Raw genomic sequence first — 11,953 nt, forward strand, 5'->3', positions numbered from 1 at the left:
CCCTCTTAGGGAGAGCCCCATCTGTATCAAAAATTTTCCGATACAAAAAGCCTGCCCGCGAGCATACAGCTCGACAGGTCAGGCTTTTGCCAGGTTTACTTGTCACCGGTTCAATCCATCCGGCTCATCCGATTCGTACTTGCTTTGCATGATCCGCTACCATGCCCTACAAAACAGAACCTGCCCGCTGTTCGTTCCCACTCCACCGTGGTTCCTCACTTGGCCCCTAAGAATGAGCAGACCCTCCGGCCGTTAGCCCAACCCGGTCGATCATTTGCCTGCTCTCTTGATTCAGCCCCGTGAGCGTGACCTTTTTACCGAGAGCCGCGTATTTTTGCGTAGCTTTGGATATCGCCGTCACGGCGGAATGATCCCACACATGCGAAGCGCTCAGATCGATAACAACGTGCTCGGGATCTGCCGCATACTCGAACTGCTCGACGAAATGGGTCATCGTCCCAAAAAACAGCTGCCCCGATATTTCGTACACCTTGTGCCCCTTCTCGTTCATGAAGGAATGGCTGCGCAGCCGCGCCATTTTCCAGCCGAAGTTGAGCGCGCTCATAATGACACCGGAGACGACGCCGATCGCCAAGTCCGAGGTGGCTACGACGATAGCTACCGTCAGCACCATGACCACCGCGTCGCCGCGAGGGATTTTGCCGATGGTCCGGATCGAATTCCAGTCGAACGTCCCGATAGACACCATGAACATAACGCCGACCAAAGCGGCCATAGGAATCTGCTTCACGACATCGCCCAGCACAAGGATGAGGAACAGCAAAAAGATTCCCGCTACGAACGTAGACAATCGCGTGCGCCCCCCGGACTTCACATTGATGACCGTCTGTCCGATCATCGCGCAGCCGGCCATGCCCCCAAAAAATCCCGTGATCACGTTGGCAATGCCTTGTCCGCGTATCTCGAGGTTTTTGTTGCTTTTCGTATCCGTCATTTCGTCGACTATCGTTGCCGTCAGCAGCGTCTCGGTCATTCCTACTACGGCCAGCGCCAGGGAATATGGAAACAAAGCAAGCAAGGTGCCCAGCGTTAACGGCACTTGCGGAAGGTGGAACACCGGAAGCGCCTGAGTGATGCTTCCCATATCACCTACCGTACGCAGATCGGCGCCCGTCAGCATGGCGATGACGGTCATGACAATGATCGCCACCAGCGCCGACGGCACCGCCGTAGTCAGCCTTGGAAGCAAATAGATGATCGCGAGCGTACCAGCCACCATCAAGTACATAACCCAAGTGGCGCCTGCAAAATTAGGAAGCTGCGCCATGAAAATAATAATGGCCAGCGCATTGACGAACCCGACGATAACCGATTGCGGTACAAAGGTGATGAACTTCCCTACTTTCAAAGAGCCTAAAACCCATTGAATAATTCCGGTCAACACCGTAGCGGCAAACAAATAATCCAGTCCGTACTTGACGATAATCGGCCCCATCAACGAAGCCATTGCTCCGGTTGCCGCCGAAATCATCCCCGGCCGGCCGCCGACAATCGAGATCGTCACGGCAATGGTAAAGGAAGCATATAAGCCTACCATCGGATCGACGCCCGCCATGATGGAAAAGGCGATCGCTTCGGGAATTAACGCGAAAGCAACCGTCAAGCCCGACAGCAAATCGTTGCGGACATTGCCAAAGAAGCCTTGTTTTACCCGTTCAAAAAACAAGAAAGATCCTCTCCTATTCGATTATATCTATAGTTGGCGCTCCACTCTCAGGATTGCCGGGGCCGATGTTCACTGCCCTAGATTATAAACGGTAGGAATGAATCTTTCACCTTCGCCAATGGCGCTATATCCCGATAAACCGTCTTTCTTGCCGGAAAATAGACGATTTTCGCCGGATTGCTCTTTTTTACACGGACGGGCCGGACTATACCTCTTGTTTTATTTAAACCAGCCTTTGTACAAAAACCAGGAGAACATCCCCGCCCCAATACCGGTCATAACAACCAGCACGACATAGTAACCCCACTTCCACTCCAGCTCGGGCATATAATGAAAGTTCATGCCGTAAAGGCCGGCGATGAAGGTTAACGGCATAAATATCGTGGTTATGACCGTCAAGGTTTTCATAATATTGTTCATGCGGTTGGAATTCAGCGAAATGTAGCTGTCCCGCAAATCGGCCGTAACCTCGCGGTTGGACTCGAGTATTTCCGACAGCTTGAGCAAATGATCGTGAATATCGGTGAAATAAAACAGATGCTCCTTGAGCCCTTCGATACGGTCCGAATTGATGACCCGGTACAGCAGCTCGCGCATCGGAAAAATCGTTCTGCGCAGCTTCAGCAGCTTCGCACGGATTTCGAACGTTTGGCTCATCAGCTTCTCGATCGCCTTACCGGTCGTATTGCCTTCGATGGCATTGAGCTCGTCCTCGATTTGATAGACGCACGGGAAATACTGGTCCACCAGCTTGTCCATAATGAGATACGCGCAATATAGATGATTGATCTCCCCCGGCTCCTTATGCTCCCTGATCCGGTTCCATGCTTCATCTATCTCTTTTTGCTGCGCAAAATGGAAGGTGACGACGAAGCGTCCGCTGAGAAACATATCGACCTCTTCAGCGCCTAACGTCTCTTCATTTAAGGCATGCAGCACGAAAAACTGCACATCGTCATAGTAATCGACCTTGGGACGCTGCAGCAGATGATAGCAGTCTTCAATGGCAAGAGGATGAAAGTGAAAGTAGCTCTCCAGCCATTTCGCCTCTTCCTCCGTCGGCCGGTCGAAATCAACCCAGTACCATGCAATCTCGGGACGATGCAGCTCGTTAACCGGGATATTTTCCAAAACTCGCCCTTCTTCGGTCACCGCCAGAACTCTAATCAAACGTACTCACCCTCTATCCAGTTTCCTCGTCCGTCCCGCCGGAACGCGTCCTTGCCGCTCCTGCCTAATTACCATCATTACCCGTTTGGCCGAATTCAGACGAACAAGGCCGCAAAGGAAAAAAGGTACTCCAACTTAAACCGTTGAAATACCTCTAAGCTTCCGTTACTTCCGTCCGTAATCGGCTTTAATCTCGCCCCAAGCCTTCGTGTCCCATTTCAAAATTTTGTTGCTGTACGTATGGCTCCGCAGCCAGGACAAGGCGCGGTCCACCAGCGTCCATATTTCCTCTGTCGAGGCGTCGCGGGGCAAATTGGTGGCAACCTCTTTCTTGCGCACCCAGCTGATCGCCGTAACCGAGTCGCTGTATATCGTCATGGAGCTTCCTCGCTTGTTCAAGTAGGCGAGTGCATGGACGATAGCCAAAAATTCCCCCAGATTGTTCGTCCCCTTGGCAATCGGCGGATGCTGAAAGACGACCTCGCCGGTGCGCGTGTTTACGCCCTTGTACTCAACAATGCCCGGATTGCCTCGGCTGCCTACGTCCACAGACAAGCTGTCGAGGTCGGCCTGTGGAGGCGTGCCGCTGGCGGCAGCCGTCTTGCTGCGGCTTGCCGATGCCGTACCAGCCGTACTTCCCTTTGCGTTGGCCGCAGCGAACGACGCTTTCCAGCCGCGGGCCATCGCCGCCTTCGCCTCGGACTCGCTCTCATAAGCCTTGAAGCGCGCCTGCGGGTAGCCGTTCGTCTGCGCCTGGCATTCCGCCCACGTATTGTAAATGCCGGGAACCTTTCCTTCCCATACCACGTAATATTTTTGCTTCGCCACTATTAGCTAGCTCCTCTTACTCGTTCATATTTTTGAAAAATTCAATAAAATACGCTCCGTATTTGAAAAACTTCGCTTCGCCTACGCCCTTGATCTTCAGCATCGCCGCCGGATTGGTCGGCTTCACGCCGCACATTTCCCGCAAGGTGCTGTCCGGAAATACGATGTAAGGCGGAATGCCCTCCCGCTTCGCAATTTCCATGCGCAGGGTGCGCAGCTGATCGAACAAATCCGACTCGACGTCGCGTGCAACCGGAGCGGTTCGGATGCGCATTCTCTGAATGACCCGCTCCTCGCCGGACAGCACGGTCTGAGCCTTCGGCGCCAGCCGCAGCACAGGGTACTTGCCTTCGGTAATGATCAGGTAGCCTTCGGCCACGAGCAGCTGAATCAGGTCGACGATCTCCTTCTCGGTACGGTCCTTCAGCAGACCGTACGTCGTCAGCTCGTGGAAGCCCATCTCGATCACTTTTTTATTGCGCGAGCCTTTCAGCACCGAGGCGACGGTCGTCGCTCCGAACCGTTCCCGCATCCGGCGGACGCAGGAGAAAATCTTTTGCGCCTCAACCGTAATGTCGGTCAGCTCCCGCTCCGTACTGCAGCTGCTGCAGCGGCCGCAGTCCTCGCAATCGTCGCCGAAATAGCGCACGATATAGCGCTGCAAGCATTGCGACGTATGGCAGTAGTCGGCCATCTGCTGCAGCCGGCGGTATTCCTGCTGCTGTCGTCCGGGATCGCCGATCGACTGCTCGATCAAGAACTTTTGGATATGAATGTCCTGCGGACTGAACAGCAGCATGCATTCGCTCGGCTCGCCGTCCCGGCCCGCACGGCCGGCTTCCTGATAGTATGCCTCCATATTTTTCGGCATATTGTAGTGAATCACGTAACGAACGTTCGACTTGTCGATGCCCATGCCGAACGCGTTGCTCGCCACGATGACGCGCACTTCATCGTACAGGAACTGCTCCTGCGCCTCGGCGCGCTCCCTGTCGGTCATGCCGGCATGGTACTTGCCGACCGGCACCCTTTGCTTGCGCAGCAGCTCATACAGGTTGTCCACTTCCTTGCGTGTGGCGGCGTACACGATGCCGACCTCGTCGCTGTGCTCGCGGATGTAATCGAGCAGCACATCGCGTTTGTTCTCGCCTTTGATGACGGAGAAGGCGAGATTCTCCCTCGCGAAGCCGGTGACGTGCAGCTCCGGCTCTTGCAGCTGCAGGTGCCTGACGATGTCGTCGCGCACCTGATCGGTCGCTGTAGCCGTAAAGGCGGCTACGATGGGCCTCTGCGGCAGGCGGTCGATCAGCCTGCTGATGGCGAGATAGCTGGGGCGGAAGTCATGCCCCCACTGCGAGACGCAGTGGGCTTCGTCCACCGCCACCATCGGCACCTCCAGCTCCGTCATCAGCTCGATGAATCGTTCCGATTCCAGCCGTTCCGGAGCTACGTAGAGCATCTTGTATTCGCCGCGGCTCGCCTTGCGAATTCTCAGCTCCACCTGCGCATAGGTCAGCGAGCTGTTAATATAGGCGGCTGATATGCCGATGCTGTCGAGCCCGTCCACCTGATCCTTCATTAACGAGATTAACGGCGAAATGACAATCGTCGTCCCCTGCATCAGCATCGCCGGAACCTGATAGCAGATCGACTTCCCGCCGCCGGTAGGCATGATGCCGAGCGTATCCTTTTTATCCAATACGCTGCGGATCACCTTCTTCTGCCCGTCCCGAAACGTCGTATAGCCGTAATATGATTTGAGCACCCTTTCGGCCCGCTCCATGATGCCTGCCAAAGCTTGCTCCTCCCCTTTCTATATCAGCCTGTCATCTTGCGTTAGACAGGTAGTCCCATGATTCCTCATAGCCCCATGCTCGTTCGAGACGGTGCTCTCTCTTGATTGCTCTGCATGCTTATTGATCCACGCGGTCCGCTCCTCCAGCCGCCCTCCGCGAGACAATCGGCTCGCCGTCCCACAGCACTTCCGTCTCGGCCCGGCGCTCCCGCACCTCCGGCTCTTCCAGCAGCAGGAAGAAATTTTTGGTAGGCAAATACCCTAACCCATGCTTGGCGGACAACCGGTCCAAATACGGGCGCATATCCTCGTGCATTCCGGACATATTGCTGCCGTTCTGCGAAAAAGCGTACAAAGCGCTGGCTACCGGCACCCGCTTGACCACCGCATGGTCGGATGCCCTCAGAAACCAGTCCCAGTCCCAATAATGATACATATCCTCATCGAACAGCCCTATCCGCTCATGCAGGTCCTTGCGGTACAGGCAGCCGGAAGAAACGAAGGTCGAAAATTTCCGCATTGCCGCTGCATCGTGCTCGTAAGCAAACACAAACCGTTTGGTCGCCCTGCGGGTCGTGCCTTCCAGATCGTAATCGAATATTTCGACGTCGGAGTACACCATATCCGCATCGCCGATCTCTTGAAGCATCCGCTCGACGTGGGTCGGCAGCAGAAGATCGTCATCGTCGCACAGCAAGACGAACTCCCCCCGCGCATACGAAAGACCGCGGTTTCGGGCCCGCACATGCCCTCCGTTCGTCTCCATATCCACGATCGTTATATCCAGCTCAGGGTACAGCTCCTTCATGCTGCCGACCGATTCTCCCGCGTCGTTAACAATAATCAGCTGCAGCCGCCGGTACGTTTGTCTCCACAGCGATTCCAGCAGCTCGCTCAGGCTGTCCAGTCTGTTATATGTCGGAATAATAACCGATACTAACGGAAGCTCCATTGTTCGGTTCCCCTCTCTCATTTTCCTTTTATAGCGACGCGTTCTGCCATTTTCAATCTGCTATTGTCAAGATACCAAAAAAACGGCCAAAGGGAAACCGCCTCGAGTACCTTTTCTATCGTTTCTGCCTTTGGAAGCTTATGGGGCGGGGTAAAGAATGGCCTGCAAAAAAACAAACGCCTCCCCCGCAGCTTCCCTGCGGAAAAGACGTTGCCGAGCTGGTCTTCGCGTAGCGCCGTATAGCCGAAGCAGATGAACGGCATGTCGCCGCAGCAGTACATCGTCAAGCTGAAATTGGAGAAGGCCCGAACGATGCTGCTCGAAAGCACCCGCTCCGTGACGCGGATCGCCGAACAACCCGGCTACCCGTCGATTCATTACTTTTCTAATCAATTCGGGATGGTGGGAATCTCTACCGAAGCCTCCATCCCGGGCTTCAAGCTCAGCTTAGCGCCTTTTAGAGCAATCTTCACTTTCGTAGCCACATGGTCGTCGTTGGCCGACTGCTGATCCTTCGGCGTATACTCATGCTTCAAAGCAATATATTGGACTCGGCCCGCCAATACCTCATTGCCGACCTTCACATTCACGGTTTGATTATAGTTGACCCGGTCGAGATAGGCATCCGGCACATAGCATACCGCATACAAATCATGGGCAACGGCGATGTCCGCCAGGTTGCTGCCGGCGTTAACCACATCCCCCAGCTCGAAATGCTTGCTGATGATGATCCCGTCCTCCAGGGCTACAATCCGGTAATTGTCCAGCTGGCTCTTGGCCTGGTTGAGCTGCGCTGCGGCTTGATCCAAATCGGCTTGTGCCGCCGCCACGGCCTGCTTGGTGCTGCCCGCCTTAAGCAAAGCCAGCTGCGCATCGGCCGCTTCATAATTCGCCCGGGCCGCCGAAATCTCTTCGGCCGTCGCGCCGTTCTTCAGCAGGGCCAGCTGCTGCTTGCTCGCTTCCAGCTGGTGCTTCGCCGCAGCCTGCTGTTTAGCGGCGGTATCCGTTTTGTACTTGGCATTGTCCAGCTCGTCCTTGGACAGCTGCCCCAGGTCGTACAAATTCGCCGCCTTGTTTTGCTGTATTCGCAAATAGTCGAGCGTAATTCCGGCATTGCTTAGCGCCTCTTCCGCCATAAGCACCTGGCTCTGCGCTTGCTCGATCTGCTCTGGCCGGCTGCCGGAAAGCAGCAGGTCCAGCTTCGCCTTGGCGGCTTCAGCCTGAGCTTCCGCCTGTCTTATTTGCTCGGGCCGGGAACCGGCTTCGACCTCTTCGAGCCGCGCTTTCTTCGCTTGAACAACCGCCTGCCATTGATCTACGACATACGTTGGATTCGCGTTATCGATCACGGCAAGCACATCGCCTTTGTTCACCGGTTCTCCCTGCTGCTTGTTCAGCTTTATAATTTTACCGGACACCGTGCTGACCGCGGAAATTTGGTTGTATTCAATCGTTGCCTTCACCGTGACAGGCGAGCTGCCGGATTTAAGGGAGCAGCCCGTCATCATTCCCGTTATTAGAACTGCGACTGCGGCGGCGAATCCCAGCTTAACCATTCTTCCCTCTCCCCCTTCGCCAATGAACTAGATGCTGCGATATTTTTTAAGCACAAGCGTGTTTGCAATGATAAAGACCAGACAAATGGCAGCCAAAACGAATACATCGAAAGCAATATCCTCCCACCCTTTGCCGCGGATCATCACATTCCGGAGCGCATCGGCGGCATACTTCAGCGGCATGAACTTTCCGAACGCCTGAAGCCAGGGCGCCATCGTACTAATATCAAACAAGCCGGAGAAAAACACTTGCGGTACCAAAACAACCGGAATAAATTGAATCATTTGCAGCTCATTGTTGGCGAACGCCGAGATGAAAGTGCCTATCGTCAATGCCACCATGGCCGTCAAAATCGTAATAAGCAGCACGAGAAAAAAGGACCCGACCATCATGACTTTCAGCACGTGTATAGAATATAAAGCGATCAAGGTCGCTTGAATCATCGTAAAAGCACCGTATCCCAGCACATATCCCGTTACAATCTCCCACCTTCTGAGAGGAGTGGCCAGAAGCCTCTCCAGCGTTCCGGAGGTGCGTTCGCCGAGAAAGGATACGCCTGCAATCAAAAACACGAAGAAAAACACGAAAAAACCGATAAGTATCGGTCCGAAATTATCGAACGATACCATGTCCTTATAACCGTATATGTACGTTGTTTCTATCGGAAGCGCTGAACGCGACGGCTGGACCGTTTGCTGTACGAGCGCCAGGACGGCCTTATTTTTACTCGGATCACTGCCCTCCAGATCAATATGAGGAACCCCGCTTTGAAAATCGATCGTTGCATCGACTTTCGATTGTTTCAGCGCTTCATAGGCCGCACTCTCGTCATATCGGATGACAACGGCATCTTTATCCTCCAGAGCTTGAATAAATCCCATCGGAGCATTGATTACGCCGATCCTCGGGTGATAGTCCCCTCCGCCAAAAATCAGCGACATGAAGGTCAGCACGAGCATCGGAGCCAATACCATCATGGCCATCGTCCGCTTATCGTGGCGAAGCTGCTGCAGGATCCGGATCATTACGGCTCTAATTCTCATTTGGCTGCCCCTCCGTAATACAGGAACGCCTCTTCAATCGTCCGGGACGAAGTCGCTTGCTTCAGCTCCTCCGGCGATCCGGAAGCAATCAGCATGCCTTCCCGAATCATACCGAGATAATCGCACTTTTCCACCTCATCCATAACATGCGTTGTTACGATGATAGTGGTTCCTCCTGCCTTCAATTGATTTAGCTCATGCCAAATCGATTTTCGCAGCACGGGGTCTATTCCTACCGTCGGTTCGTCCAGAATCAGGATCGGCGGTTCATGAATGAGTGCTATCGCGAGCGACAATCTTCTTTTCATTCCTCCCGAGTACTGCTTGACTTGCTTCTTCAAATGCTCCGTCAGCTGGACAAGCTCCATGACCTCGTGCATTCTTTGCTTCTGCTTCGATTTGTTCATGCCGTACATAGAAGAGAAAAAGATTATATTTTCCGCCGCCGTCAGGTCGCCATACAGCGCATCGGACTGAGCCATATAGCCGTGCTTATGCATCATCGCCAGCTTAGGCATTTTTTGACCGAGGACATACACTTCTCCTTGAGTTGCGGTGTCAATTCCGGCAATCATTTTCACCAATGTCGACTTCCCGGAGCCGGAAGGACCTAGCAGGCCCAAAATTTGTCCGTAAGGAACCTGAAGGCTGATATTATTCAAAACTTGCTTCTTCCCAAACCGTTTATAAACTTGATCTACCTGAATACACGGATGCTGACCGGCAATTTCAGACTTGGCCCCGGTCATAGAGCATACACTCGCTTGCATGCAGAACTACCCGCCATCCTTCGATACAGGTACATGTAAAGTTCATCTCCTCTCCTCTTTAGATTAAAATGCAGCCCTGCAATAAACAATCATCACTATTAGACATAATGTTCATATCTCAACATAAGTAAGAAACGTGTTGATTAATTTGAAAAAAGTTATCCGGATAAGACAGCGAAATATCCATTACAGAAGCATGTTTGGGGAGAGTCGGGACGAATCCGTTGTTGCTTAGCGGGGATAAGAGAATGGTGCAGATGGTGCGGCTTCAGACCACAAGCCTTCGGGAAAGGCGGCCATAATCGGTCCTTTATACATAATCCGTGCAATTATTATTGCCACTTTTTCCTCCGGAAGGCTCATCCCTGACTGGATCCAATGAGTAAGCAGACCAAGCTGGGCGGATGTAATAAAAGCAACCAAGTAGTCTCGGGGAACGAGCGCGCTGTCGTCATTCGGAATATGGACCAAAACCTGATTGTGCATTTGCTTGGCCATGAACATTCTTATTTGATAAGGAAAAGCGATATCGCCGTTCGGTCCCAATATCACTCTAAAAAAATCGTACTGCTTGCGAAAATATTGGAGCAAATGAACTGCCGGAGGGTACGGCACTTGTTTATCCGCATATTTGGCTATGTCCGAGACGACGATTTTGGACATTTCTGCAGCCAGTCCGTCAAAAATCTCCTTCTTGATCTGATCCATCAAATCGTAAATATCCTTGTAATGCAAATAAAAGGTACCCCGGTTCACTTCGGCCCGTTCCGTCAAATCGCGCACGGTCACTTTGTCCAGCCCTTTCTCGTCCATCAGCTCCAAAAGCGCCTTTCTCAGCAATCGTTTCGTTCGTATTTTCCGGCGATCGGTCGTTTTATCCATTGGTATCGCTCCCTGGCGGTCATTTTGCTCTCATTATAATAGACATCAAGATCATTAAACAACAGTTTGTTCATTAATTGCGAATGCAGCTTTTTCAACGGACAGGTGTTCTGAGTAGGAGTTGTACCAATTTGGACGCTTTTAACAAAAGGATTTCGGCCGCCTCTGTGGAAGTCCTATAGATGAATCATTCCGGGTCGCTTTCGAGCCGGTCCATTTTGACGTAAAACAGACAGTCATCCCGAACTCATATAGAATCAGTGCTTCGTAATAACAGCTTAGAGCTAGGAGGAATTTCAATGCCTCGATTTAAAAAAAGCGTATGGCCGCAATTCGCCCTCGCCGTATCGATGCTTTTGCCTTTTGATTCGATCCTTGCCAGCGCTCAGGACGCACCTCCCGTGCAGGTCTACCTGCAGCAGGAGCGGCTCCAATGGGAGCAGCCGCCATACATCGAGCAGGGGAATACGATGGTGCCTATGCGGGCCTTGTTCGAAAAGCTTGGCTTCACGGTAACCTGGGAGCAGGAGACCCAGACGGCCAAAGCCAAAAAAGGCGACCTGGCTTTGTCGCTCTCGATTAACAAGGCGACGGCGGACGTCAACCAAACGCTGTTTTACCTGGAAGTGGCTCCCCAAATCAAGAACGGAAGCACGTTTATTCCGCTCCGGTTTGTCAGTGAAGCGGCAGGAGCCAATGTAAGCTGGGAAGAGGCAACGCGAACCGTCCGCATTGACACTACTGCAGCCGATGCTAAGCAAATGATACAGCGGCTGATTGAGAATATGACGCAGAGCAGCACGTTTACACAGAAGGCTACGTCCATTACCGGAGCCGACGGCATCAAGAAAAACGACGTCCATGTTACGAATGTTGCGATGAATTCGGATTCTTCCTCCGCTACGGTAACGTTCCAGGCCGGCTTTACCGTCTCCAAGGCGATCAAGAACGGCAACGGCATCACGATCTCTCCTTCGGAAACGGTGCTTTACGAATTTACCGGCGAGGTATATAAAGACTCGGCCGGTCAATGGCTGCTCCGTACGTCGCCGTCGGCCATGACTTATGTATTGAAGGAAAAGAAGCCGTTCATGGATTCGAACTGACCTGTTAAGGTGTGAAACAAGCCTTGGCCTTCTGCCGGGCTTATGAGACCTTGGTGTACAATATACGTTGTGCGTGCGGAGGGAATTGGGTATGGGATTCCGGCCGCTGTTGAAGTCGTGTTCCTTTGAATGATAGGCTTGCCGCGGGAGGAACACGAGCTTC

10 protein-coding genes are annotated in these 11,953 nt (G+C 53.0%); 1 reads left to right on the top strand and 9 read right to left on the bottom strand.

The window, feature by feature from the left end:
* Positions 1-226: 226 nt before the first annotated feature.
* The 9 genes from ACFQ88_RS28715 to ACFQ88_RS28755 all read right to left on the bottom strand — a co-directional run bounded on the left by ACFQ88_RS28715 (position 227) and on the right by ACFQ88_RS28755 (position 10,684).
* Positions 227-1,687 (bottom strand): SulP family inorganic anion transporter, encoded by a 1,461-nt coding sequence (locus ACFQ88_RS28715; protein WP_379459573.1) that lies wholly within the window; start codon positions 1,685-1,687, stop codon positions 227-229.
* A 219-nt stretch (positions 1,688-1,906) separates the two neighbouring features.
* Entirely contained in the window at positions 1,907-2,857 is a 951-nt protein-coding gene (gene corA / locus ACFQ88_RS28720) for a magnesium/cobalt transporter CorA (RefSeq protein WP_239630191.1), read from the bottom strand.
* Between the two features lie 165 nt (positions 2,858-3,022).
* Positions 3,023-3,685: a ribonuclease H gene (gene rnhA / locus ACFQ88_RS28725; protein ID WP_379459575.1), complete on the bottom strand. Its 663-nt coding sequence runs from the start codon at positions 3,683-3,685 to the stop codon at positions 3,023-3,025.
* 16 nt (positions 3,686-3,701) lie between these two features.
* The gene (gene recQ, locus ACFQ88_RS28730; RefSeq protein WP_275590490.1) at positions 3,702-5,468 is read right to left on the bottom strand and encodes a DNA helicase RecQ; all 1,767 of its coding nucleotides are present in this window, start codon (positions 5,466-5,468) and stop codon (positions 3,702-3,704) included.
* 130 nt (positions 5,469-5,598) lie between these two features.
* Positions 5,599-6,432 (bottom strand): glycosyltransferase family 2 protein, encoded by an 834-nt coding sequence (locus tag ACFQ88_RS28735; RefSeq protein ID WP_379459577.1) that lies wholly within the window; start codon positions 6,430-6,432, stop codon positions 5,599-5,601.
* A gap of 389 nt (positions 6,433-6,821) precedes the next feature.
* Positions 6,822-7,988: an HlyD family secretion protein gene (locus ACFQ88_RS28740; RefSeq protein ID WP_379459579.1), complete on the bottom strand. Its 1,167-nt coding sequence runs from the start codon at positions 7,986-7,988 to the stop codon at positions 6,822-6,824.
* 27 nt (positions 7,989-8,015) lie between these two features.
* Positions 8,016-9,032 (bottom strand): ABC transporter permease, encoded by a 1,017-nt coding sequence (locus ACFQ88_RS28745; RefSeq protein ID WP_379459581.1) that lies wholly within the window; start codon positions 9,030-9,032, stop codon positions 8,016-8,018.
* Positions 9,029-9,781 (bottom strand): ABC transporter ATP-binding protein, encoded by a 753-nt coding sequence (locus tag ACFQ88_RS28750; protein ID WP_379460061.1) that lies wholly within the window; start codon positions 9,779-9,781, stop codon positions 9,029-9,031. Before ACFQ88_RS28750 ends, ACFQ88_RS28745 begins: the two co-directional genes overlap by 4 nt.
* 252 nt (positions 9,782-10,033) lie before the next feature.
* The gene (locus ACFQ88_RS28755) at positions 10,034-10,684 is read right to left on the bottom strand and encodes a TetR/AcrR family transcriptional regulator (protein WP_379459583.1); all 651 of its coding nucleotides are present in this window, start codon (positions 10,682-10,684) and stop codon (positions 10,034-10,036) included.
* 299 nt (positions 10,685-10,983) lie between these two features.
* On the opposite strand from ACFQ88_RS28755, the gene ACFQ88_RS28760 reads away from it, so the two are divergent.
* A complete protein-coding gene (locus tag ACFQ88_RS28760; RefSeq protein ID WP_379459585.1) occupies positions 10,984-11,790 on the top strand; it encodes a copper amine oxidase N-terminal domain-containing protein in 807 nt (268 codons plus the stop codon).
* Positions 11,791-11,953 lie beyond the last annotated feature (163 nt).

The sequence above is a fragment of the Paenibacillus sp. NPDC056579 genome (assembly GCF_042793215.1).
In the GTDB taxonomy this organism is placed as follows: Bacteria; Bacillota; Bacilli; order Paenibacillales; family NBRC-103111; genus Paenibacillus_S.